This window comes from Vibrio gazogenes (assembly GCF_002196515.1).
Taxonomy (GTDB): domain Bacteria; phylum Pseudomonadota; class Gammaproteobacteria; order Enterobacterales; family Vibrionaceae; genus Vibrio; species Vibrio gazogenes_A.
The window spans coordinates 2,199,106-2,224,634 of sequence record NZ_CP018835.1 but is presented as its reverse complement, the minus strand read 5'-3'; the positions used below and the strand labels follow the sequence as shown (position 1 = coordinate 2,224,634).

21 protein-coding genes are annotated in these 25,529 nt (G+C 46.5%); 17 read left to right on the top strand and 4 right to left on the bottom strand.

From position 1 onward, the window contains the following. Nucleotides 1-30 precede the first annotated feature (30 nt). Both BSQ33_RS10025 and cpxA read left to right on the top strand, forming a co-directional pair. Nucleotides 31-726, top strand: coding sequence for a response regulator (locus BSQ33_RS10025; RefSeq protein ID WP_088134571.1), 696 nt, complete (start codon nt 31-33; stop codon nt 724-726). Continuing rightward, nucleotides 726-2,147 carry an envelope stress sensor histidine kinase CpxA gene (cpxA, locus tag BSQ33_RS10020; protein WP_088134034.1) on the top strand — a complete coding sequence of 474 codons (1,422 nt, stop codon included), beginning with the start codon at nt 726-728 and terminating at the stop codon, nt 2,145-2,147. Before BSQ33_RS10025 ends, cpxA begins: the two co-directional genes overlap by 1 nt. 106 nt (nt 2,148-2,253) lie before the next feature. On the opposite strand, the gene BSQ33_RS10015 is transcribed toward cpxA, so the two are convergent. Both BSQ33_RS10015 and BSQ33_RS10010 read right to left on the bottom strand, forming a co-directional pair. Further along, nucleotides 2,254-2,718: a tRNA (cytidine(34)-2'-O)-methyltransferase gene (locus BSQ33_RS10015; protein WP_088134033.1), complete on the bottom strand. Its 465-nt coding sequence runs from the start codon at nt 2,716-2,718 to the stop codon at nt 2,254-2,256. A 54-nt stretch (nt 2,719-2,772) separates the two neighbouring features. Further along, a complete protein-coding gene (locus tag BSQ33_RS10010) occupies nt 2,773-3,252 on the bottom strand; it encodes an FxsA family protein (RefSeq protein WP_088134032.1) in 480 nt (159 codons plus the stop codon). 328 nt (nt 3,253-3,580) lie between these two features. Here BSQ33_RS10010 and BSQ33_RS10005 point away from each other — a divergent pair, with 328 nt between their 5' ends. The 6 genes from BSQ33_RS10005 to BSQ33_RS09975 all read left to right on the top strand — a co-directional run bounded on the left by BSQ33_RS10005 (nt 3,581) and on the right by BSQ33_RS09975 (nt 12,307). After that, a complete protein-coding gene (locus tag BSQ33_RS10005; protein ID WP_232471918.1) occupies nt 3,581-5,452 on the top strand; it encodes a sensor domain-containing diguanylate cyclase in 1,872 nt (623 codons plus the stop codon). A gap of 189 nt (nt 5,453-5,641) precedes the next feature. Then, entirely contained in the window at nt 5,642-7,087 is a 1,446-nt protein-coding gene (aspA, locus tag BSQ33_RS10000) for an aspartate ammonia-lyase (RefSeq protein WP_088134030.1), read from the top strand. A 267-nt stretch (nt 7,088-7,354) separates the two neighbouring features. Further along, a complete protein-coding gene (locus BSQ33_RS09990) occupies nt 7,355-9,151 on the top strand; it encodes a protein-disulfide reductase DsbD (RefSeq protein ID WP_088134028.1) in 1,797 nt (598 codons plus the stop codon). A gap of 210 nt (nt 9,152-9,361) precedes the next feature. Then, a complete protein-coding gene (locus tag BSQ33_RS09985; protein WP_088134027.1) occupies nt 9,362-9,991 on the top strand; it encodes a response regulator transcription factor in 630 nt (209 codons plus the stop codon). A 331-nt stretch (nt 9,992-10,322) separates the two neighbouring features. After that, complete coding sequence (locus BSQ33_RS09980) at nt 10,323-10,589, top strand: DUF4212 domain-containing protein (protein WP_088134026.1); 267 nt, start codon at nt 10,323-10,325, stop codon at nt 10,587-10,589. Nucleotides 10,590-10,603: 14 nt separating this feature from the next. Then, nucleotides 10,604-12,307, top strand: a complete 1,704-nt coding sequence (locus tag BSQ33_RS09975) for a sodium:solute symporter family protein (protein WP_088134025.1) — start codon at nt 10,604-10,606, stop codon at nt 12,305-12,307. A gap of 139 nt (nt 12,308-12,446) precedes the next feature. Here BSQ33_RS09975 and BSQ33_RS09970 read toward each other — a convergent pair whose 3' ends face one another. Further along, nucleotides 12,447-13,118, bottom strand: coding sequence for a 7-cyano-7-deazaguanine/7-aminomethyl-7-deazaguanine transporter (locus tag BSQ33_RS09970; RefSeq protein ID WP_088134024.1), 672 nt, complete (start codon nt 13,116-13,118; stop codon nt 12,447-12,449). Between the two features lie 326 nt (nt 13,119-13,444). After that, the gene (locus tag BSQ33_RS09965; RefSeq protein WP_088134023.1) at nt 13,445-14,728 is read right to left on the bottom strand and encodes a dicarboxylate/amino acid:cation symporter; all 1,284 of its coding nucleotides are present in this window, start codon (nt 14,726-14,728) and stop codon (nt 13,445-13,447) included. A 434-nt stretch (nt 14,729-15,162) separates the two neighbouring features. On the opposite strand from BSQ33_RS09965, the gene gmk reads away from it, so the two are divergent. From gmk to BSQ33_RS09925, 9 genes are all read left to right on the top strand, one after another. Next, on the top strand, nt 15,163-15,801 hold the full coding sequence (gene gmk / locus BSQ33_RS09960) for a guanylate kinase (RefSeq protein WP_072960596.1): 639 nt from the start codon (nt 15,163-15,165) through the stop codon (nt 15,799-15,801). Nucleotides 15,802-15,897: 96 nt separating this feature from the next. After that, nucleotides 15,898-16,170 carry a DNA-directed RNA polymerase subunit omega gene (gene rpoZ / locus BSQ33_RS09955; RefSeq protein ID WP_072960479.1) on the top strand — a complete coding sequence of 91 codons (273 nt, stop codon included), beginning with the start codon at nt 15,898-15,900 and terminating at the stop codon, nt 16,168-16,170. 34 nt (nt 16,171-16,204) lie between these two features. Further along, entirely contained in the window at nt 16,205-18,319 is a 2,115-nt protein-coding gene (gene spoT, locus BSQ33_RS09950; RefSeq protein WP_088134022.1) for a bifunctional GTP diphosphokinase/guanosine-3',5'-bis pyrophosphate 3'-pyrophosphohydrolase, read from the top strand. Between the two features lie 202 nt (nt 18,320-18,521). After that, on the top strand, nt 18,522-20,600 hold the full coding sequence (recG, locus tag BSQ33_RS09945) for an ATP-dependent DNA helicase RecG (RefSeq protein ID WP_088134570.1): 2,079 nt from the start codon (nt 18,522-18,524) through the stop codon (nt 20,598-20,600). Nucleotides 20,601-20,875: 275 nt separating this feature from the next. Further along, nucleotides 20,876-21,340, top strand: a complete 465-nt coding sequence (locus tag BSQ33_RS09940; protein ID WP_072960474.1) for a MarR family winged helix-turn-helix transcriptional regulator — start codon at nt 20,876-20,878, stop codon at nt 21,338-21,340. Beyond that, nucleotides 21,337-22,785, top strand: a complete 1,449-nt coding sequence (locus BSQ33_RS09935) for an efflux transporter outer membrane subunit (protein WP_088134021.1) — start codon at nt 21,337-21,339, stop codon at nt 22,783-22,785. The genes BSQ33_RS09940 and BSQ33_RS09935 overlap by 4 nt, the downstream gene beginning before the upstream one ends. A 21-nt stretch (nt 22,786-22,806) precedes the next feature. Beyond that, nucleotides 22,807-22,968 carry a hypothetical protein gene (locus BSQ33_RS21815; RefSeq protein ID WP_198298093.1) on the top strand — a complete coding sequence of 54 codons (162 nt, stop codon included), beginning with the start codon at nt 22,807-22,809 and terminating at the stop codon, nt 22,966-22,968. After that, on the top strand, nt 22,965-23,996 hold the full coding sequence (locus BSQ33_RS09930; protein ID WP_198298092.1) for an efflux RND transporter periplasmic adaptor subunit: 1,032 nt from the start codon (nt 22,965-22,967) through the stop codon (nt 23,994-23,996). Before BSQ33_RS21815 ends, BSQ33_RS09930 begins: the two co-directional genes overlap by 4 nt. Nucleotides 23,997-24,008: 12 nt before the next feature. Next, a complete protein-coding gene (locus BSQ33_RS09925; RefSeq protein WP_088134020.1) occupies nt 24,009-25,508 on the top strand; it encodes a DHA2 family efflux MFS transporter permease subunit in 1,500 nt (499 codons plus the stop codon). Nucleotides 25,509-25,529 lie beyond the last annotated feature (21 nt).

Here is a 25,529-nt window from a genome sequence, read left to right as displayed (position 1 = left end):
ACGTTCACAGAACTCTGCGGAGAACCACTGATGCCCCATATCCTAATCATTGATGATGACACTGAGTTAACCGCACTACTCAAGGAAGTGCTCAGCCTTGAAGGATTCAGTGTTACAGAAGCCCACGATGGGGAAGCCGGCCTACATATGCTTGATGAACGGACAGATATCATCTTATTGGATGTAATGATGCCCAAGCTGAACGGGATGGAAACGCTGAAAAGAATTCGTTCCGCTTCTCAATATGCTCAAACACCTGTGCTGATGCTGACAGCCAAAGGGGAAGAAATTGATCGGGTGATTGGTCTTGAGCTTGGTGCTGATGATTATCTGCCAAAACCGTTCAGTGACCGGGAACTGCTGGCCCGAATCCGTGCCATTCTCCGTCGCACCCAATACGCACCGACACATCAATCAAATGAAGAGATCAAAAGTGAGGACTTACGTCTTTACCCGAAAAGACAAGAAGCATACTGCAACGATCAACTGCTTGAGTTAACCACAACAGAATTTGCACTGCTGACTCACTTTGTCCAGCACCTGGGAGAAACACTCACGAAAGAAACGCTGAGTCTGGATGTGCTCGGGAAACGACTGGCAGCATTTGACCGGGCCATTGATATGCATGTCTCCAACCTGAGGAAAAAACTCCCACCCCGCAGTGATGGCCGGGAAAGAATCAAAACATTGCGTGGCCGCGGCTACCTGATGATTGCGGAGGACTGATGCATCTTCCTAAGTTAAACAGCCTCTATGGTCGAATCTTTGCCATGTTCTGGCTCACCATGTTCCTGATTTTGATCGTCGTGCTTTTGTTGCCAAACCTTGACCCGAGAAAAGCCAGAGACTTACCGAGTTCGGAACGGCAACGTCTGACGGCAATCAAAGAGAATCTTGAAACCCGATTTGCCGGAGAACAAGCGCTCACTCCCATTCTCAGAGCATTATCCGCCCAGTTCACCAGACAACCCAGACGCAATATGCACCATCGCCTGCTCAGGGAGAATCAAGACAAACCCCATCTGTTTCTAACCGATATGGCAGGTAACATTTTGATGATCAATGGCAATCAGATGATCAGCAACCGGATTCTCCAAAACTTTATCACTGGGATTGATTCAGTCGAGCAGCCGCAGCAACGGCTGTACGGCCATTTTCTGATGACAGGGCCGATGCCAATTCATCTTGCCCGACAACCATTACTACTCTACGTCGCCTTCCCCGACAATCAACTGCCTCCCCTTTTTATTCGCTTGCTCGATCATCCAGTGTCTCTGCTACTGGTGGTCATGTTGATTAGTACACCATTACTGCTTTGGCTGGCATGGGCATTAAGTCAACCGGCTCAAAAACTCGCGCTGGCATCACAACGTGTTGCGCAAGGCGAGTTTCAGATTGATCGCTCTCTGGAACAGGGAACCACCGAATTTCGTCAAGCCGGTCAGAGCTTTAACCACATGGTCGGTGCCGTCAATGAGATGATTTCAGGGCAACAACGGCTTTTATCCGATATTTCGCATGAACTGCGCTCACCGCTCACCCGTTTAAGGATGGCAACCGCACTCGCGACCCGTAAACAGGGAGCCGGCCCTGAACTGGAAAGAATCGATACCGAAGCTCAACGTTTAGAACAGATGATCGGCGAACTGTTGGAACTGTCCAGAATGCAGCTCAACAGCCACTCCGACCAAGAAACACAACCCCTGTCCAGTTTATGGGAAACCTTACTTGAAGATGCAGCCTTCGAAGCAGAACAGATGGCAAAGACGCTCACCTATTCAACGATTCCGGAGCGATGTATCTCAGGCAACCCCCAGCAACTGATGAGTGCCGTCGAAAATATAGTGCGTAATGCGATTTACTACGGCAAAGATCAAATTCGAATCACGTTCAGTGATACACCACAACAGTTGACACTCTGTGTTGAAGATAACGGTGAAGGCGTTCCAGATGATGAATTGGCGAATATCTTTCGCCCATTTTATCGCGTCTCAACCACCAGAGAACGCCATAGCGGAGGCACCGGACTGGGGCTTGCGATTACCGAGAATGCCATCCGCCAGCATCGAGGCACGATTCAAGCCAGCCGAAGCACTATGGGCGGACTGATGATTAGCATCACCCTGCCGCTGGATATGACAGATTGATCTCTCAATTCAATCGGTGAGCTCGAGTGACCATAACGCGAGAAAGGATTATACAGAAAAAAGCCAGCCGAGAGGGCTGGCTTAAAGGGCATAGATTCAGTCGCGATTACTTCCCGCCGGGAAAACCAAGCTGACGCCACGCTTCGTAGCTCACAACCGCCACAGAATTCGAGAGGTTCATGCTACGCGCATTGGGCAGCATCGGGATCCGAATTCTGCGCTCTTCAGGGAAACCATTGCGGATGTCATCAGGTAACCCCGCTGTTTCAGACCCAAATAGCAACACATCACCGGCTTGATAAGTTGGCTCATCATGAGGTCTGGAACCTTTGGTCGTCAGTGCGAAGATCCGTTGCTCGCCAATCGCCGCTAAGAATGCTTCGTAGTTAGGATGGACACTGACCTTCGCCATGTCTCTGTAATCAAGGGCGGCACGACGCAGATTTTTTTCTTCAAGATCAAAACCTAATGGCTCGATCAAATGAAGATGACAGCCATTGTTGGTCGACAACCGAATGATATTACCGGTATTCTGGGCAATATTCGGACAATATAATGCAATGTGAAACATAGAATTGACGCCTATTCTTATTTTTAGTGGTTATTTCTAAAATGCAGTTTTACATTAATTCAATTTATCATGATCATCATCATCGTCTTTGCGATCATATTCACCTTCGTAAGTGTTACCGCGATGAGATTCCCGATCATGAGGGGCTCTGGGGCCAAATGGTTGTTGGACATTCCCTTGAATGACGACTTTGTCCATCAGCTTACGTGCCAGCATTGCACGTGGTCCCGGCAGCAGAACAAACATCCCCATCAGATCCGTCATAAAACCCGGCGTCAATAACAGTACCCCGGCAACCGCCAGTAATACCCCTTCCAGAATCTGTTGTGCCGGTAGTTCACCATCCTGTAGTCGCTGTTGCATCGTCAGCAGGGTCTGTAATCCCTGACTTCGCACCAAAGATGCTCCGACAAATGCAGTGATCAAAACCAGACCGATAGTCGGCCACAATCCCAAATATCCACCGACCTGAATAAATAACCCAATTTCGATGATTGGAACTGCAATAAATAAAAATAAGATAATGGGAAACACAGCGCCTCCTGTTATAGGTCTGCAAACCTGTCGAGTGTAACGAAATCTATCCATAAAACCGACCCCTGTGTTTCACTTCTTTACTATTTTGATAACAGTCCTTGCTTAAAATCAGTTCACAGACAGACTTTCCAAGAAAAAAAGAAATATCGCCTCGTTGTGCTGTTTTCCACTGGACTGTTTTATCAACGAAATTAATCGAAGTGGTGAGATAATCAGCCCAAATAGCCCATTCTCTCTGGTATCCTCGCGGATCTTGATCTACGTTTTAAGAAATAAATAGTCAGTTAGTCGCATAATGAAAAGAGCAAAAAGAACCATCACAAAGATGCTATTCATATGGCTGTGTCTATCCGTGATCCCTTTCGGATACTATCTCCATCTCAGCAATGAAGCCCATCGTTTCTTTGTTCAACAGCTCGAAACACAAAGTAAACAATATCTTGGACATATTGAAACCAAAGCGACTCAGGTGAGTAAGCTCATCCAACAGAATTTTGCACAACTGAGCCACTCTCCCTTACTGCTCGACTTTGCAAGAACGGGAAACCCGACCTACCGTAATTATCTTAAAAATCAATGGTATCTGACAGCAGCAAATGTCGAGTTTTTCTACCAGTTGCGCTACATCGATCATCAAGGGAAAGAAATCATTCGTATCGATTATACGCCGCAGATGAGTCAACCCTATGTCGTGCCGGACAATGCGTTACAGAATAAAGGCAAACGTGATTATTTTTATTATGCACAAAGACTTGCTCCAGGCGAGCAGGGGTATTTTGGGATCGATCTGGAGCGAGAATTCGGCCAAATTGTGACCCCATACAAACCGGGATTTCGCATAATCTATCCAATTGTTCATGACCAACAACGCTTGGGATATTTCATTGCGAATCTTGAAGTCTTAGGCATTATCAAAAACATCACATCCAACGATCTAGGCTACTCAGTTGATTTTATTGATAAAAGTGGTTATTACATTCTCAGTAGTAATAAAAATAAGCTCTTTGGCCGATTGATCAAAGCGCGGGAAAACATCAACCTTGCTTATGAGCACCCCAAACTATGGGAGTATATTCATCATACCCCCTATCAATCCGGTAGCCTCCTGACCGATGACGGTTTATACGTGTTTCAACCATTTCAGACGCCGCTATTCGGTAATAACCATGACATGACGTTGATGACCATGTATCCACATCACCTCATCGAGCAAGGGTTTGCTCAGAGAAATAAAGAGATCCAGATGACCGTCATCATGCTGTTGCTCTTCTTTGGCATTATTGCCGGTTTCTTTGCCCTATTATGGGAAAGTTATCTCATTAATCGATTAGAACAAACATTCAATCAGGTCGTACTCGACAACAGTGTTGCTGTCGCACTCACGAATGCAAACCATATCATTCTGCGAGCCAATCTACGTTTCTGTAAACTTTTCGGCACCGAGCAGTTTGATATTCAAGGAAAAAACATCCTCGATTTACAACCTGCCACAGCAAAATATAAAAATATTCTCAGACAACTCCAAACAAGCGGAGAATGGCAGGGACAAGTACAGATTGGTAATGAGGATCCACCACATGTCTGTAAAGTGGAAGTTCGGGCGCTTGAAGGTTCCATCAAACAGATTAGCCACTATGTTTATTCATTCAGTGATATCTCTGAACACTATAATGCGATTTTAGAGCTCAAAGAGAAGAATGAACGGGACATGATGACCGGGCTCTGGAATAAGAAAAAATTTAACCAAACGTTATTGCACTATTCAAGATTGCAGGAACGGTATAGCAATCAACCCAAAAGCAGTCTGGCAATCATTGATGTCGATGACTTCAAACGGATCAATGATACTTACGGACACTCAGTCGGTGATCAGGTTCTGCTACGTTTAGCCAATCAAATGTTGTCGATCCTGCGTGATACTGATTTTATCTCGCGCATCGGTGGCGATGAATTTGCGGTTATCATTCAACATGCCGATGTAAAAACATCGCAGAAATTGATGGAACGGATCTGTCTTGCTATCGAGTCATGGCAAGAATACGACACCACGATCAGTGTCGGAATTGCAGAAATCACATCCAATCATCATCAGTCCTTCGTCAACGCAGATAAAGCACTCTATCGTTCTAAGAAAAAAGGAAAAAATTGTGTTTCCGCTCATGGAATCGAACAATTGACCGTTGTGCAAAGTAGCTAAAGACAATAAAGTTATTGTCGGTAGTGAAAAAGGTGATCAAGTTACTTTTTTTATCCAGTAGACTTTGTATGATGTTCTACGCGTTTCGGTCGGATTTCCAAACGTTAACACTACCAGAATGGATTCTTTGAAGAATTAATCCCTATAAATTGATAACTACGAAGTTGAGTTACCTAAGGATCCTATACTATGACTACCCTCTCTGAAGCAGTTGCTGAAACCGCTACCCGTCTGGAAGAAGATTTACTCGGTCAACGTCATGTCCCTGCTGATGCATATTACGGCATCCACACTTTACGAGCTGTAGAAAACTTCAATATCTCCAATGTCACCATTTCAGATGTCCCTGAATTTGTTCGTGGCATGGTCATGACCAAAAAAGCGGCAGCCCTTGCTAACAAAGAACTAGGCGTGATTCCAAAAGAGATTGCATCTTATATTATCCAAGCATGTGATGTTATTCTCGAAACAGGGAAGTGTATGGATCAATTCCCGTCAGATGTATTTCAGGGCGGTGCAGGGACTTCGGTCAATATGAACACCAACGAAGTCATTGCCAACCTTGCGCTAGAACTGATGGGGAAAGAAAAAGGACAATACGATGTGATCAACCCCAATGATCATGTCAACAAGAGTCAATCAACAAACTGTGCTTACCCAACCGGGTTCCGCATTGCTGTGTTTAACAGTGTACAAAAACTAGTGAGTTCAGTTGGTTATCTTAAAGAAGCATTTGAAATTAAGAGCCATGAATTTAGCAATATCCTCAAAATGGGTCGGACTCAGCTCCAAGATGCTGTACCGATGACCGTTGGTCAGGAATTCCATGCTTGGGCGGTGACATTGAATGAAGAGATCCGTGCGCTGGAATATACGTCCAAGCTTCTGCTTGAAGTCAACTTAGGTGCAACCGCTATCGGTACCGGTCTGAATGCTGCTGAAGGCTATCAGGCGCTGGCTGTGAAACATCTGGCAGCAGTTACTGGTGTCGATGTTGTTCCGGCAGAAGACTTAATTGAAGCGACATCTGACTGTGGTGCTTATGTGATGACACATGGTGCGCTCAAACGTCTGGCAGTGAAACTTTCTAAAATCTGTAACGATTTACGTCTGCTTTCTTCCGGACCAAGAGCAGGACTGAATGAACTGAACCTGCCAGAACTTCAAGCTGGTTCGTCCATTATGCCGGCGAAAGTGAACCCAGTGGTTCCTGAAGTCGTCAATCAGGTGTGCTTTAAAGTGTTGGGTAACGACAATACCATCTCTTTTGCCGCTGAAGGAGGACAACTCCAACTGAACGTCATGGAACCCGTTATCGGTCAGGCAATGTTTGAGTCAATCTCAATTCTGTCTAATGCATGTATCAATCTACGCGATAAGTGTATTGACGGCATTACAGTTAACAAAGAAGTTTGTGAGAACTATGTGTTCAACTCAATCGGCATTGTGACTTACCTGAACCCATATATCGGTCACCATGAGGGTGATATTGTTGGCAAAATCTGTGCTCAAACCGGTAAGAGTGTCCGCGAAGTTGTTCTGGAACGCGGTTTGCTCACTGAAACTGAAGTAGACGATATTCTATCCGTCGAAAACCTGAGACATCCTCAATATAAAGCGAAACGCTACGAATAAGTCATTATTTTGCGTTGAACATACGGCGATATCCCTCCGGATATCGCCGTATGTATTTCTACCCCTGTCAACTCAAATACCGGCCTTGCTGCACAAATTCCTCTCTACATCCTGAGCATATCGTCAGAGATTTATCGGCTTTTTTGGCTTTTGGTCGAATACTTGGATCGAACTGCCCAAGACTGACTTCTATCTCTCGCATTTGTCGGAAAACTTGCGTTATGATGAGTTCATTCAAGTCAAACATATCTTTTAATACGTACAATTATGCGTTCAATCTTTCTCATTTTGACAGTGCTGGTATCGGCCTTATTACCACTTCAGGCACAACAGTTTGATTCACCGTTGTCCTCAGCTTTTACGCCGAATCAATCACGATTTGTGACCGTCGATCAGGCATTCCCTTTTCTTGCTTATCAACAAGGAAATCAATTAACGCTAAGTTGGGATATTCAACCTGACTACTATCTGTATCAGCATAAATTGAGTTTTAACCCGCAACAGGTCCGTATTGTCTCGACTCACATGCGTCAAGGAGAGTCGCACCATGACGAATTTTTCGGTGATGTCAATATCTATACCACCCCACTTCAAATTACTTTAGAACTGGCTGATGCGGGAGAAAATGCCGAGATTCAAGTCGGCTATCAAGGCTGCGCCGCACAGGGATTTTGTTACCCGCCAGAAGTGCGCACAGTTCCGATTGCACCGCTTCCGACAGCAACTCGCGATTCAGAGAGTTCCGCATCAAACGGTGTCGAATCTCAGTCCGGTCAGCAATTGCAACAACAAAGCGTCCAGCCACCGCAGGCTGAACAAAATCGGTTAGCAGATGCACTGGGAGAAAACTTATGGACGGTTATGCTATTCCTGTTTCTCGGCATTGGATTAGCCTTCACACCTTGTGTTTTCCCTATGTATCCGATTGTCACCAGTATTGTGCTTGGCCAGAACAACCTCAATAAGAAACAAGCTTTCGGGCTGGCCGTTATTTATGTTCAGGGCATGGCCCTCACCTATACATTACTCGGACTTGTCGTCGCCTCTGCGGGATTACAATTTCAGGCAGCGCTGCAAAGCCCAGCCATCCTGATTACTTTCAGCCTGCTTTTCATTTTGCTGTCACTCTCCATGTTTGGTCTCTATACCATTCAAATGCCGGCGACCTTGCAAACAGCCCTGAATAATCTCAGTCAGAAACAATCAGGTGGCCGTCAGGTTGGCGTTTTCATCATGGGCGCTATCTCAGGACTGATCTGTTCCCCTTGCACCACCGCGCCACTCTCTGGTGCTTTACTGTATGTGGCACAAACCGGGGACTTGATGCTCGGTGGTATCGCGCTTTATCTGTTAGGGCTTGGGATGGGGATACCTTTGATTATGATTGCGGTCTTCGGTCAGCGTTTTCTGCCGAAGTCAGGGCCATGGATGGAAAAAATTAAAACGCTGTTCGGCTTCATCCTCCTTGCTGCACCCATTTTCCTTCTGGAACGAATCATTCCCGAATTATGGTCAGCCAGCTTATGGACGCTGCTTGGTGTGAGTCTTTTCCTATGGATATTGATGACCAGCCTCCGTTCTGTGACCAATCAGTTCAGAAAGACGTTACTCCTCGTCTTGTCTTTGGCCGGCGTCGGGCTTTCTCTGACACCAGTAGCGTTGTATTCCGGCATCCTCACTTCCCCAGCAAATGCTGAGTCATTGTCTTTTGTTCAGGTTCAGACTGTCGATGAACTGGCACAACAACTCGCCTTAGCAAAAGCGAATCAACAACCCGTCATGATCGACTTTTATGCCGACTGGTGTGTCGCCTGTAAAGAGTTCGAAAAATATACGTTCTCAAAGCATGCCGTACAGCAAAAACTCGCCAATTATCGTCTCATTCAAGCAGATGTCACGGCAAACAATGCGCAAAATAAAGCATTGCTGAACCACTTAGGCGTGCTCGGATTACCCACGCTCAGCTTCTGGAATTCGACAGGAACGCGTATTCCTCAAGCCCGAATCACTGGTTTTCTGGACGCAGATGACTTCTTAGCCCACCTTCACCAATATGCGTTATAACCGAGCCGAACGGTAAGAACAGCGCCAGCCGCCATGCTCAGCGCGCTGCATCTTGAGGTTACTTGGGTATATCAACATACAATTAGGGAACAATGCGCACAGATGTATACAAAAAAGGGGATAGAGTTCAGAGTTTTCGAGCTTCGATATTGTTCAAAACTATAAACGGAACAATAATTTGGTTAATAACTTGTAAACATATGAATTGTAATGGACGCCAACTACACCATTATCATTGCAGATGATCATCCCCTCTTCCGTAATGCACTCTTTCAATCGGTGCATATGGCCGTGAGCGGTGCCAATCTACAAGAAGCAGATACGCTCGATGCACTGCTTACCCTTCTGGCAAGAGAAGCCGAACCCGATCTGGTTTTGCTCGATCTAAAAATGCCGGGTAGTAATGGTATCTCGGGTTTAATTCAGCTCAAAAATACCTATCCGGATTTACCGATTGTTGTGGTATCGGCCAGTGAAGAACCTGCGGTTGTTGCCCAAGTGAAAAAGCATGGTGCTTTCGGCTTTATTCCCAAATCCAGTGATATGCGAACGCTCGTCAATGCACTCAATAAAGTGCTCAATGGTGACCCATACTTCCCCGAAGCTCTGGTTGTGACCAATCAGCCCGGCAACGATTTGGCTGAAAAAATTGCGGCATTGACACCACAACAATATAAAGTTTTAGGGATGCTATCGGATGGCTTACTCAATAAACAGATCGCTTATGAATTGAATGTTTCCGAAGCCACCATCAAAGCCCATATGACCGCGATTTTTCGCAAACTCGGTGTCAAAAACCGCACGCAAGCCGTGATTCTGCTAAACGAAATTCACGACTGATTCACCTTATGCCATCGTTCTCACCTGTGTCTCTGTGACATTCTTGCCCAACGCCCCTTCTATCCGAATCTGATGTGCAGTGGCTCTCAGATTCAATCCAATTCAATGTCAACACAGCTCCGATGAGGCGAGCTGTATATACTTTTGGCTAACAATTCTATCATTTAACATACTATTTACATCTTCTGCTTCAATAAAAATCTACCAATCCATTCATACTAATAAAAGTCAGAACACGACTAAAGTTGCAAAGATCAAACCGCGATGAGCTGCTACTTTATAAATGTAACATTATATTAACAAATATACCGATAACAGAAAGGAGACAGCTATGGCGTTTGAATCATCAGGACACGCACAAGCTTACTGGAAAGAGAATTTGGGAATCATGGGAATCCTGCTAGCAATTTGGTTTCTGGTTTCTTACGGTGCCGGGGTTTTATTTGTAGACACGCTGAACACCATTCAATTCGGTGGTTTCAAACTCGGCTTTTGGTTTTCCCAGCAGGGGTCAATCTATGTCTTTGTTGCCCTCATTTTCATCTATGTCTGGCGAATGAACGCACTCGACAAGAAATATAACGTCCACGAAGACTAATGAAGGAGTGACGTATGGATATTCAAACTTGGACATTTATTCTTGTGGGGGTGACTTTTGCCTTGTATATCGGAATTGCGATCTGGGCAAGAGCGGCTTCAACCAGTGAGTTTTATGTTGCCGGCGGCGGTGTACATCCAGTAGCAAACGGGATGGCAACCGCGGCTGACTGGATGTCTGCGGCATCATTTATCTCTATGGCGGGGATCATTTCTTTTATTGGCTATGACGGCGGTGTCTACCTGATGGGTTGGACCGGTGGCTATGTCTTACTTGCACTTTGCCTCGCTCCCTATCTCAGAAAATTCGGTAAATTTACTGTCCCGGATTTTATCGGTGATCGATATTATTCCAGAACGGCACGCATGGTTGCTGTATTCTGTGCCATTTTCGTTTCTTTCACCTATGTTGCCGGCCAGATGCGTGGCGTTGGCGTCGTTTTCGCGCGCTTTCTTGAAGTCGATATCAACATGGGTATTATTATCGGGATGGCAATTGTGTTCTTCTATGCGGTCATGGGCGGCATGAAAGGCATCACGTATACGCAAGTTGCCCAATATTGTGTGCTGATTTTTGCATTCTTGGTTCCAGCGATATTCACCTCCCTCATGATGACAGGAACACCGATTCCACAACTGGGATTCGGTTCTACTATCTCAGGGACCGATACTTACCTCTTGGATCGATTAGATGGTTTAACCCAAGAACTGGGCTTTACCGCATATACTGACGGTTCGAAAAGTATGGTGGATGTCTTCTTTATCTGTGCCGCCTTGATGGTTGGAACAGCTGGTCTCCCCCACGTTATCATCCGCTTCTTTACTGTACCGAAAGTCTCCGATGCACGGATTTCAGCCGGATGGGCTCTGGTGTTCATCGCCCTGCTCTATACAACAGCACCTGCGGTTGCAGCATTTGCCCGGGTCAACATGATCGATACGATTAATGGACCGGACATGAAGGGCGTTCAGTCTGCTGATGCACCAAGTTGGTTTAAAAACTGGGAAAGTACCGGACTGGTCTCATGGGACGATAAAAATGGTGATGGTCGCATGTTCTATGCGGGAGATGCACGCAATGAAGTGAAGATTAACCGAGATATCATCGTACTGGCGTCTCCAGAGTTAGCCAAACTGCCAAACTGGGTCGTTGCCTTACTGGCAGCCGGTGGTCTGGCAGCCGCACTCTCGACAGCTGCCGGTCTACTACTGGTCATCTCCACCTCTATCTCACATGACTTACTCAAAAAAGGCTTCAAGCCAGACATGACCGACAGGCAAGAATTACTCGCCGCGAGGATCGGTGCCGCACTGGCGGTTATCGGTGCCGGCTATTTGGGAATCAACCCACCGGGGTTCGTGGCGCAGGTGGTCGCCTTTGCCTTCGGCCTTGCTGCTGCATCCTTCTTCCCAGCAATTATCATGGGGATTTTCTATAAGAAAATGAATAAAGAAGGGGCAATTGCAGGGATGCTCTCCGGGATTCTTTTCACTGCCGCATACATCATCTACTTTAAGTTCGTCAATCCGGCAGACAATACACCGGATAACTGGTGGTTCGGTATCAGCCCGGAAGGTATCGGAACATTAGGGATGTGTCTGAATTTTGTGGTCGCCATTGTGGTCAACAAATTTACAGCGGAAGTCCCAGATGATGTGCAGGAAATGGTGGAGTCTATCCGCTATCCGAAAGGAGCCGGGACAGCCCATAACCATTAATCACCATAACATGGAGGCGATTCGAAGCGAATCGGGTCGGCTCTTGCAGTCTGGCACCGAGTGAATCCTGATTCACCGGTGCCTTATCTGTCATCCTGAGAGCGGTAACAATATCTCTCAGTCCCTCATCACAGAGACTTTAAGCTTTCGCACTGGTCAGTGAAAAATTTGGATTAATTGCGGTAATCCGACTCACCAGATAGTTCAGTAAGACCCCATACATCGGCACGAATAGTCCTAAACTAATCACCAATTTAAAACCATAATCCACCAGCGCAATTTCCTGCCAGTGTTGTGCCATAAACGGATCGGGACTTTGGTAGAAGGCAATGCCAAAAAAGGCTACGGTATCAAGCGCATTGCCAAACAGTGTTGAACATGTAGGGGCAACCCACCACTGTTTGAGTTGACGTAAACGGTTAAAGACCTGAACATCCAGCACTTGCCCTAACAAGTAAGCCATAAAGCTGGCAATCGCAATCCGAGCCACAAACCAGTTAATCTGACCGAGGGGTTCAACGCCTTGAAAATGACCTTGAAAAAACAAGACCGACAAGAGATATGAAACGGCCAAAGCTGGGAGCATGACTAAAAAGATAATTCGCCGGGCCAGTGACGCGCCAAAAATTCTGACCGTCAAATCTGTCGCGAGAAAAATAAACGGGAATGTAAATGCTCCCCAAGTCGTGTGATACCCCATCACGGTAAAGGGGATCTGCACTAAATAATTACTGGAAGCAATAATCAATAAGTGAAATAAAACAAGGAAACTCAGCGCTTTGCGCTGCTGTGCAATGGTAAAAATACTCATGTTCTACCTTTTTCTTTTGGTTTGGGGTGAGGGAACCCAAATACAAATATATTCATTTGAGGCAAATCGCCCCAGTCCTGTGCTCTTTTTGAACTGAACAGCTCAAAAAGAGGGCGGATTATACAGCAACACTCTATGAGTGCAAGATAGATAAATGACGTCAAAAAGAAAGAAAGGCATGCCAAGATGAGAGAAGAATATTCCGGCTTGTCCGTTAGGATGAGCCGGAATATTTTTAAGAAAAGCAGGCAAAGACGGGCGATGTCTTGACTGTAGCAATCAGCCCCTGCGCAGGTAGGTCTATGCAGGGGACAGAGATAAGATAATTATGAAAGTGAGGTTGCTGACTCCACTTCCTGTTCTTGTTCTCTTCCTTGTTTAGATGTTTGCTCTTGTCCTTGAGGATTATGAATTTCTTTTTCTGAAGCGCCAACCACAATCGATGCAGCCAGATCGCCAATCACGTTAATCGATGTTCTTGCCATATCCAGTATGCGATCGATTCCCGCGATAAGAGTTAAGCCTTCTAACGGCAGTCCCACTGACGTTAAAACGATGGATAGCATAATTAAACCACCACCGGGAACACCTGCGGTCCCAATCGCGCCTAACGTTGCCGTTAGAATGATGGTCCCCATTTGTGCGAAGGTTAAATCGATGCCATAAACCTGAGCAATAAAGAGTGCACATACCCCTTGGTAAAGAGATGTCCCCCCCATATTGATGGTTGCCCCTAATGGCAGAACAAAACTTGCTATTTTGTCCGATACACCGAAACTTTCCTTAATCGTCCGGATACTGACAGGCAACGTGCCAGAACTGCTAGACGTACTAAACGCCGTGGCCGCCGCCGGTAGAATACCTTTCATAAACCGTAATGGCGAAATGCCTGCAAATCCTTTAACGGTCACGGCATAGACCAGCGCCATTTGTATAATGCAGCCAACATATACCGCTGCAATCACCTTAATCAAAGGAATCAGGACAGAGGCACCATTTGAGGCAACAACAGGGACAATCAAGCCAAATACACCATAAGGTGCTAATGACATAATAAAGCCGGTAATTTTATACATAATTTCAGCCACGCTTTCGAAAAACGAAATAAATGGCTGTGCTTTATTTTCCGGAAGAGACGTCGCTCCCATACCAAGAAATAAAGCGAAAGCAATAATCTGTAGCATATTGCCTTCAACAAGTCCTTTTAGTGGGTTCTTAGGGATAATATTTAAAAATGTATCCACTAGACTGACACTTTCTACGGCTTTACTCGTACCACTGACCGGAATGCTTAATCCTGCACCCGGTGTGAAGACTGTTGCCAAAAATAGACCAATCGTCACAGCAAAAGCGGTTGTTAACAGATAGTAACTAAGTGTTTTTCCTCCGATTCTTCCCAGTGTTTTAATATCACCAATACTGGCAGCACCAACAATTAACGATGAAAATACTAAAGGGACGATTAGCATTTTGATCAAGTTGATGAATAACGTTCCGATGGGTTTAATATAAGTATTCGCAATATCCGGTGACCCTTGCAGAAGCAATCCAACTGCGACCCCGGCAGCAAGACCAATGAAGATTTTTGTGGTCAACTTCATTTTTTTCATGATGTTCCTCATTGTTTTCTATAGATGACATCGCCCGTATTATCGTCTATGACTGCTCTTTTATATGTCTATTCAAATGGAACGATAGACCTTGTTTATTGTATAGTTTGTGCTACACAAACTCGCGCGACATTATCACATTAATCAATAGCAAACTACGACAGACTGTGATGAAAAGGGCGGTTTTACACATTATTCTGCTTCGCCTCACACATGTACTCAGAATAATCAACCAAACGTCAGCAGCCAGACTTGAGCGATGAGAACGGTTTGTGATACGCTTCGCCTCCATTTTTCTGCCCATGTTTTTACTCATCATAAACCTCGGTATTCGCCTCATGATCGGTTTAAACTGAGTCACATGGGTTCAAAAGATCCTGAGCATCCCGCTTGGTGATCTCGTGTTAACTGATAGTGAGAGTAGAATAGACATGATGGGTCAAGGTACGCTTTACATCGTTTCAGCCCCGAGTGGTGCAGGAAAATCAAGCCTGATCGCGGCCTTATTGGAAAAGAATCCGACCTATGCCATGAAAGTCTCCGTGTCGCACACGACCCGCCAGCCCAGACCGGGTGAGCAGGATGGTATCCATTATCACTTTGTCGATAAAGCACATTTTGAAGCACTGATTGCCAAAGGGGAGTTTCTCGAATATGCCGAAGTCTTCGGTAACTACTACGGTACCTCCCAAGTCTGGATCGAAAACACATTAAAGAAAGGGATCGACATTTTCCTTGATATCGACTGGCAAGGAGCACGGCAGATTCGGCAGAAAATGCCGGCAGCCCGGAGTATCTTTATTCTTCCGCCTTCAAAAGAAGAGCTGGAAAGACGCCTGAACGCCCGCGGGCAAGACAATCAGGAAGTCATCGAGAAGAGAATGAGTGAAGCTCAGTCAGAAACCTCGCACTATCCCGAATATGACTATCTCATCATCAATGACGAATTTGATGCTGCATTGATGGACTTTAAAGCAATCATTCGCGCAGAAAGATTGAAGCAAGACAAGCAAGCTGCTAAATATAGCAGTATGCTATCGGAATTGTTGTCCACAGGAACGACCGGGCAATAAATGCCGACGTGATACCTCATGAAGTTTACAATTCATGCTGTTCAGTTGTATAATTTCTGGTCATTTATAGATTTTTATTAACAAGTTGGAGTTCTCATGGCACGCGTAACTGTTCAAGACGCAGTTGAAAAAGTTGGTAACCGTTTCGATTTGGTTCTTATTGCGGCCCGCCGCGCTCGTCAAATGCAAACAGGTGGAAAAGATTCACTGGTGCCAGAAGAAAACGATAAAACGACCGTTATCGCACTACGCGAAATTGAAGATGGTCTGATCACAAAAGACGTGCTTGATGCTCGTGAGCGTCAAGAACAACAAGAACAAGAAGCCGCTGAATTGGCAGCTGTGAGCAGTATCGCTCATAACCGTTAATTTTTGCGGGTAACACAACATACGGGCCTAAAATTTGTATCTATTCGATAGCCTCAAAGCCGTTGCCCAGGAATATCTGACAGAGCCTCAAATTGAGGCTCTACGTCACTCTTATGTCGTCGCGAGAGATGCGCACGAGGGTCAGACTCGTTCCAGCGGAGAACCTTATATTATCCATCCGGTCGCAGTTGCCCGAATTCTGGCAGAAATGCGTTTGGATTTAGAAACATTGCAAGCGGCACTCCTCCACGATGTCATCGAAGATACAGAAGCCACGAAAGAAGAATTGGAGACCAAATTCGGAACCGCAGTAGCCGAACTTGTTGACGGGGTTTCAAAGCTCGACAAACTAAAATTTCGTGATCGCAAAGAAGCACAAGCGGAAAACTTCCGCAAAATGGTGCTGGCCATGGTTCAGGATATCCGAGTTATCCTGATCAAACTGTCTGACCGGACCCACAACATGCGAACTCTTGGTGCGCTTCGTCCGGATAAGAAACGCCGAATCGCCAGAGAAACGCTAGAAATCTATGCACCACTCGCCCATCGCCTCGGGATTCACAATATCAAAGTAGAGCTTGAAGAGCTTGGCTTTGAAGCACTTTACCCCAATCGCTATCGCGTGCTGAAAAATGTAGTCAAATCAGCACGAGGCAATCGTAAAGAAATGATCCAGCGAATCCACACCGAAATCGAAGGTCGCCTGAAAGACGTTGGCCTGACAGCTAAAGTGGTGGGACGCGAAAAAAATCTGTTTTCTATCTATAACAAGATGAAAACTAAAGAGCAGCGCTTCCATAGTATTATGGATATCTACGCCTTCCGGATTATTGTCGATACTGCGGACACTTGTTATCGGGTTCTGGGTCAGGTGCATAGCCTGTACAAACCTCGCCCGGGACGTATCAAAGATTATATCGCTGTACCGAAAGCCAACGGCTATCAGTCGATTCACACGTCAATGGTCGGCCCGCATGGGGTACCGGTGGAAGTTCAAATCCGAACCGACGACATGGATCAAATGGCCGACAAAGGTGTAGCAGCACACTGGTCTTATAAAGGCAACGGTGAACGCACCGGCACCACCGCTCAAGTCAAAGCACAACGGTGGATGCAAAGTCTGTTGGAGCTCCAACAAAGCGCAGGAAATTCATTTGAGTTTATTGAAAACGTCAAATCTGATTTATTTCCGGATGAGATTTACGTATTCACGCCGAAAGGACGGATTGTTGAACTCCCGGCAGATGCAACCGCAGTTGACTTTGCCTATGCAGTACACACCGATGTCGGTAATACCTGTGTCGGTGCCCGGGTAGACCGGAATCCATACCCGCTGAGTAAATCGCTAAAGAATGGTCAAACCGTCGAAATCATCAGTGCTCCGGGCGCACGTCCAAACGCAGCATGGCTTAATTATGTCGTCACCTCCCGGGCTCGGACGAAGATCCGTCAGGTGCTAAAAACGATGCGCCGGGAAGAGTCAGTCACCTTAGGGCGACGTTTGCTCAACCATGCCTTGGGCGACCAGACCATCAATAGTATTGATCCGGACATTATCCACAAAGTTCTTACTGAGCTGAAAATGGAACAGCTGGACGATATGCTGGCAGCAATTGGTTTAGGTGAGCTGATGAGTATTGTGATTGCCCGACGCTTACTGGGCAATACTGATGGCATGACCGTCAATGAGAACAACAGACCGAAACGAAAACTGCCAATTCGGGGCGCTGACGGTATTCTGCTGAATTTTGCCAACTGCTGTCACCCGATTCCAGATGACCATATTGTGGCGCATATTTCTCCGGGAAGAGGGCTTGTCGTTCACCGTGAAACCTGTGCCAATGTCCGAGGTTATCAACGTGAACCTGAACGATACATGGCTGTCGAGTGGTCAAATGACTACGATCAGGAATTCATTACCGAACTGAAAATCGACATGCAGAATCATCAGGGAGCACTGGCCGAACTGACCAATGTTATTTCCCATACGGGCTCTAATATTCACGGAATCTCAACCGAAGAAAGAGACGGCCGCCTGTATACCATCACGGTACTCCTGACTACCAAAGATCGGGTTCATCTTGCAGGGATTATGCGAAAAATCCGCGTGATGCCTCACGCACTGAAAGTCCGGCGCAAACGCAGCTAATTCATTCCCAGAAACAAGACCAGATATCAACAACGATGTCTGGTTTTCATTCTTTCCGCCCCCACGTTGTTTATCAATGGATCATCCGACCGATAAACGCACACAATGCGACCCACCTTAAAAATAAAAGCACAAAAACCTGTACAAAAAAACAGTTCGATGGTTGAATATTTGATACCTCATGTATGATAAACAACCGATCATGTCGCAACTGCTTTCAGCTATTCCGTTAACATCACTTTCAGGCGTCGGAGCCAAAGTCGCTGAAAAACTCAGTCGGATCGGTTTGAATACCGTACAGGATCTGCTGTTTCATCTTCCCCTCCGCTATGAGGACAGAACCCGCGTTTACCCCATTGCACAACTCCATCCCGGATTGTGGTGTGCGACTCAGGGTGAAGTCATGCAAACCAGTACCGTTTTCGGCCGAAAAAAAATGCTGACCGTCAAAATTAGCGATGGACATGGTTCACTAACGCTACGATTTTTCAATTTCACGGCAGCGATGAAAAATAATTTCTCCGAAGGTAAGTTTGTTCATGCATACGGAGAAATTAAACGTGGTAGTACCGGGCTTGAGATCATTCATCCGGAATATAAGTTTTACACCCCACAACAGCCGATTGACACGGAAGCCAGCCTGACCCCCGTTTACCCAACAACGGATGGTCTCAGACAACTCACACTCCGCCAGTTGACCGATCAGGCCCTTGCACTACTTGATAAGGCCGCCGTGGAAGACCTCTTACCCGACGGGTTGTATCATCATCAAATCTCTTTATCACAAGCACTACACACGATTCATCGCCCTGCGGCAGATATCGAGCTGGCATTATTTGATCAGGGCCGCCACCCGGCCCAACTGCGTCTTATTATGGAAGAGCTACTTGCGCAAAATCTCTCCATGCTGGCAGTTCGACACCGAGGTCAGCAAGACTTAGCGTTACCGCTGCCGCATGTCGAACAATATAAACAACAGTTTTTGTCTCAACTGCCGTTCCGGCCGACGGGGGCACAAGAGCGTGTGGTTCGCGAAATCGAATCGGATCTGGTCAAGGAATATCCGATGATGCGCTTAGTACAAGGCGATGTCGGATCAGGAAAAACGCTAGTCGCAGCGATGGCAGCACTTCAGGCCATTGAACATGGCTATCAGGTTGCCCTGATGGCGCCAACAGAATTGCTGGCGGAACAACATACGCTCAATTTCAACAACTGGTTTGCCAGTATGGGATTGCGCGTCGGCTGGCTGGCAGGAAAACTGAAAGGAAAAGCAAAAGAGCAAGCTTTGGCTGATATTGCATCCGGCGCCATTCACATGGTCGTCGGTACTCATGCTTTATTTCAGGAGCAAGTCACGTTCCATCACCTTGCATTGATCATCATTGACGAACAGCACCGGTTTGGTGTTCATCAGCGCCTCGAGCTACGAGAAAAAGGGGCTAAAAACGGTCGCTTTCCCCATCAACTGATTATGACCGCCACCCCGATTCCCCGCACATTGGCAATGACAGCCTATGCCGATCTGGAAACCTCCATTATCGATGAGCTACCACCGGGACGCACACCGATTCAAACGGTTGCCATTCCAGATACCAAACGAGATGATGTCATTGAACGGGTGCGGCACGCATGTCTGACGGAAGGCAAACAAGCTTACTGGGTTTGTACCCTCATCGATGAATCTGAAATACTCGAAGCTCAAGCGGCTGAAGAAGTCTGCCAGTTACTGCAACAACAATTACCCGGTGTTCGGATCGGCCTAGTACACGGACGCATGAAGTCGGCAGAGAAACAGCAAGTCATGCAAGATTTTAAAGAGAATCAGATCCATCTTCTGGTTGCAACAACCGTGATTGAAGTTGGTGTTGATGTGCCTAACGCAAGCCTGATGATCATCGAAAACCCAGAACGACTCGGACTGGCTCAGCTCCACCAGCTGAGAGGCCGTGTTGGGCGAGGCTCAGTCGCCAGTCACTGCGTACTTCTCTATCACCCGCCACTCTCGAAAACAGCTCAGAAACGCTTGGGCGTGATGCGCGAGAGCAATGATGGTTTTATGATTGCTCAGCGCGATCTGGAAATCCGTGGCCCCGGAGAACTCCTCGGCACCAAACAGACGGGACTCGCTGATTTTAAGATCGCTGATCTGGTGCGGGACCAACAACTGATACCAGAAGTACAACGAATCGCACGACATATTCACCAACGTTACCCAGACAATGCGACCGCAATCATTGATCGCTGGCTTGGTGAACGAGATGTTTACGCAAAAGCCTAGCGTATATTGAGCCGGCACAGTTCAACACCCGCTATCCATCCATCTTAAAAATCATTGCTTCAACATCCATCATGTTGTCACGCTGAATGACGGACAAAGTCACATTAGGTGTTGACTCCTGCCATCACGCACTCAATAATAGATGCCTAGTCAATTAATGCCATGACAATAAATGACACAACAACAAATTATATGTCAGTGAGCAATATAATCACCACCCCATACAAAACCAGACACATAGTTACATTGGGGCAGATATTAAGGTAGCGGGCGTCATGATAGAAAGAAAACCAGAATATATATTTGAGAACCTCGGGTTTCTATTAACCAAGGCTGGGCAAATCAAAGATCGAATTCTTGATGCCCACTTAATGCCGGAAGACATCACATCAACCCAATGTAAGGTTCTGTTTAAAATATCCCTCTTTGACTGTGACCGCCCTTCACTCATTGGCAAATCGTTAAATGTTGATAACAGTGCCATTACCCGAACATTGGATCGGTTGGCGAAAAAAGACCTGATTCAGCGTTTACCGGATCCCAATGATCGACGCTCGATACGGGTCGCCTTAACGAAAAAAGGAGATGAAGTGGTGCAACGCGCCCTGCCACTGGCGATGAATTCTCTCGACGAGCTCACCCAATCGCTCACCCAGGAAGAGCTTGACCAACTGCATCACTGTCTGAAGAAAATTGTCCTGTCAGGTTGCAAAGATAAGCTTATCGAGGAAGATGCATGAAGAAGTTACTCAAGCGCTCAGCCATTGCGATCACCTTGATTTTATGTGGTTGTGCTGCACCAAATAGTATTCAGCCCAAAAATCACCTCATAGATCAAGCGGTTCTGGCCCATAGCCATCAATTGAATCAACCCAAACTGTCGCCAGCCAACTGGCCTGCTCAAACGTGGTGGCAATCATTGGGTGATACTCAGTTGGATCATCTGATCCAGACAGCCTTAAACCATAGTCCGACAATGCAATTGGCGGATGCAAATCTGGTCAATGCCTCTGCAATGGTCATGGCAGCCAACGCACAATTCGACCCGACCTTATCTGCAACCGCAGGTGCAACACGCTCCAGACTGTCCCGTTCTGAAGATCCCACACTACAAGGAAACCGTTATGGCACACTTTATACCCTTGGCCTGAGCGGGAACTATGCGCTCGATCTGTGGGGGGGAAATCGTGATGCTTGGGAAGCCTCGGTGAATCATCAACGAGCTGCTGAAATTGATCATCAGGCAGCGAGAATTACGCTCTCCAGTGCCATTGTTCAAACCTATATTCAGTTGTCTAATGCTTATGCGCTACAAGATTTAGCCCAACAAGATCTGCAACGCACCCAACGCATCGTTGATATCACCCAGCGTCTGTTGAAGAATGGGTTAACCTCAGAAGATCGCCTATACACAGCTCAAAGCAGTACGGCAGCAGCAAAACAAATCCTGAAAAAACGTGCTCTGACGATTAGCCAACTGAAAAATGCATTGGCGACATTGGTCGGACAAGGACCGGATATTGCGACCACGATTCAACGCCCTTCGATACTGATGGAAACAGCACTCACACTGCCATCCAACCTCCCAGCGAGCCTGCTCTCTCATCGCCCTGATATTGTCGCCGCCAAATGGCGAGTGGAAGCAATGAGTAAAGAAATCGATGCGGCGAAAACACGTTTTTATCCAAATGTGAATTTAAGCTTCTGGGCTGGATTCAAAGCCATGCTTGGAGATGCCGTATTTGAAGATGTCAGCCGTTCATGGCGCGTGGGACCAGCGATTTCTCTCCCCTTATTTACCCGAGATTTAAAAGCCAACCTGATAGAGAAGACCGCAGGCTATGATCGTGCTGTCGCACAATACAATGACGCATTGATAAGGGCTCTGGGCGAAGTGAGTGATAACATTCTGATCATCAAATCAATTGCGTTACAACTCAATGATGCCCAGCAAAGTATGCGTCTGGCAGACAAAAGCTACCATATTACAGAAAAGCGCTATGAAGCCGGGATGGGTAGCCATCTTGAGGTCCTCATGGCTGAACAACAACTGATTCAAGCAGAATCATCGTTTACACAGTTGAAAAACCAGCAACAGGAACAACAAGTTCACTTAATACGTTCATTAGGAGGCGGTTTCCATAATACATCTCCAAGCGATCATCTTTCGACCACAGCAAATTAATCATGATGAAGGTTTATGAATATGCAAGATCATACAAATGAAACGGTTGATTCACCCCGTAAAGGGCAGCGCAAAAAAGGCTTAACGATTTTGCTGGTCGTCATTCTGATTGCAGCAATCGGGGGGGATTTTATTACACGCACTATGTGGTGGGTCACCAAGAGACCGAAGATGCTTATGTGAAAGGTAACTTGGTCCAAATTACACCGGAGATTAGCGGCACAGTCACACAGATAGCCGCTGAAGATGGCGATTATGTTAAACAAGGGCAAGTGCTCGTTCGTCTCGATGACGCTGATGCGAAGTTAGCATTCGAAAATGCAACGGCAAATCTCGCTCAGACGGTGCGTAAAGTTCGCGGTTTGTTCAATAATGTTCAACAAGCCGAAGCGGTGGTAGCAGAAAGAAAAATTGCCCTGAATAAGGCAAAAACTGACTTTGACCGACGTAAAAATATGGTGGCAGTCGGTGGCCTGTCTCAGGAAGAACTCAGTCACGCGCAAGATATGATGAACTCGGCGGAGAAAGCATTGGCCGTCGCAGAGCAACAACTCAAGTCTCAACAAGCCATGATCCACAATACCACCGTCGAGACCCACCCTTTGGTTAAAACAGCCATTGCGAAACTCAAACAAACCTATCTCGAAGAACAACGCACTCAGTTAGTCGCCCCAGTGTCGGGTTACATTGCCCGGCGCAATGTACAGGTTGGACAACGGATCAACCAAAGCTCAATCCTGATGGCGGTCGTCCCCTTAGAGAGCGTGTGGGTTGATGCCAATTTCAAAGAAACTCAGTTGACGGACATGCGTATCGGTCAGCCAGTTATCCTCACATCCGATCTATACGGTGATGACGTGGTATTTCACGGCACGGTCGAAAGTCTGGGCATCGGAACAGGCAGCGCCTTTTCTATTCTGCCGGCCCAAAACGCAACCGGAAACTGGATCAAAGTCGTCCAACGCCTCCCTGTTCGTATCCAGTTAGATAAACAAGATGTACAAAAACATCCACTCAGAATTGGTTTATCAATGAAGGTTGATGTGGATATTTCAAATACAACCGGGCAGTTACTCTCACAGAGCTCGCCTGAAACGCCACGTTATCAGACGACCGTTTATGACCAAACGCTCGATGGTGTTGATCAGTTGATCGACCAGATCATTACCGAAAATGATATTGCGACCAAACAATCCATAGCGAATCAGTAAGCAGGTGACGAGATGAGTCAATCGCAGGAATTTCAGCCCGCCAACATGGCGCTGTGTGTCTTAGCAATCTCACTGGGTGTATTCATGCAAGTGCTGGATACAACCATTGCTAACGTCTCACTGCCAACCATTGCCGGGAATATGGGCGTCAGTCTCAATCAGGGGACATGGGTCATCACGTCATTCACGGTCAGTAATGCGATCGGTTTACCGATTACTGCCTGGTTGAGCCGTCGTATCGGTGAAGTTCATCTTTATGTCGGTGCACTCATTGCTTTCAGCATCACATCATTTCTTTGTGGTATCTCCCAGAGCATGGGAGAACTGGTTGTATTCCGCACGCTACAAGGACTTGCCGCTGCCCCATTATTTCCGATGAGTCAGGTTTTGTTGATGTCGATTTTCCCGAAAGAAAAACGAAGTATGGCGCTGGCTCTCATCGGTATGGTTGCGGTGGTTGGGCCAATTGTCGGGCCGATTCTCGGTGGCTGGCTAACCTATGACTATAGCTGGCCTTGGATTTTCTTCATTAACATTCCGATTGGGGTCTTCTCGGTGATGGTGATCCTCACTCAGTTAAAAGAGCGTCCGCATCAACCGATGAAAACAAAACTGGATATTGTTGGTTTAATGACCATGGCGTTAGGGGTCGGAGCCTTGCAAATTGTGCTCGATAAAGGCAATGATTTAGACTGGTTCGCCAATAACTGGATTATCGGTGGGACGATTTTCTCAGTCATCATGCTGGTATTTATGGTGATTTGGGAACTGACCGATGAAAACCCGATCATTAATTTGCGTCTGTTTGCGAATCGCAATTTCTGTATAGGGACGATCATCCTGACCTTGGGATTCGCCGGCTTTTTCAGTATCAACCTGATCTTGCCGCAGTGGTTACAGAGTCAAATGGATTACACTGCGCTCTGGGCAGGTTTAGCAGCGGCACCGATGGGCATTATTCCCCTGTTCATGACCCCGCTCCTTGGCCGTTTTGGCAGCCATCTCGATATGCGAAAACTCGCGTCGTTATCATTTGTCGTGATTGGCCTGAGTTGCTATGCACGTGCCAAATTTAACAGCGATGTGGACTTTACCACCATTGCACTAGTACAGCTGTTTATGGGCATCGGCATTGCACTGTTCTTTATGCCAATGACAACGATTCTGCTCTCTGATCTCAATGGTCCGGAAATTGCGGACGCGACGTCACTCTCGACATTCATCCGCACGATCGGTGCCAGTTTTGCATCCTCACTCACCAGTTGGATTTGGTCGAGAAATGCCGGGGTACATCATTCAATCATGGCAGAGCAAATTTCACCGTATAACCCACAAATTGCCCCCTCTTTACAGCATGGGGATACATTGAGCACCCTGGCTCAGTGGAACGGCATCATTACATCTCAGTCATTTATGATGTCCACAATCAATCTCTTTTCCATTCTGACGATTCTCTTTGCCGTCTTAGTCCCACTGATATTCTTAACCCGTAAAGCTGTGAAAACGGCATAACGCGTGATCAGCGGTCTCACG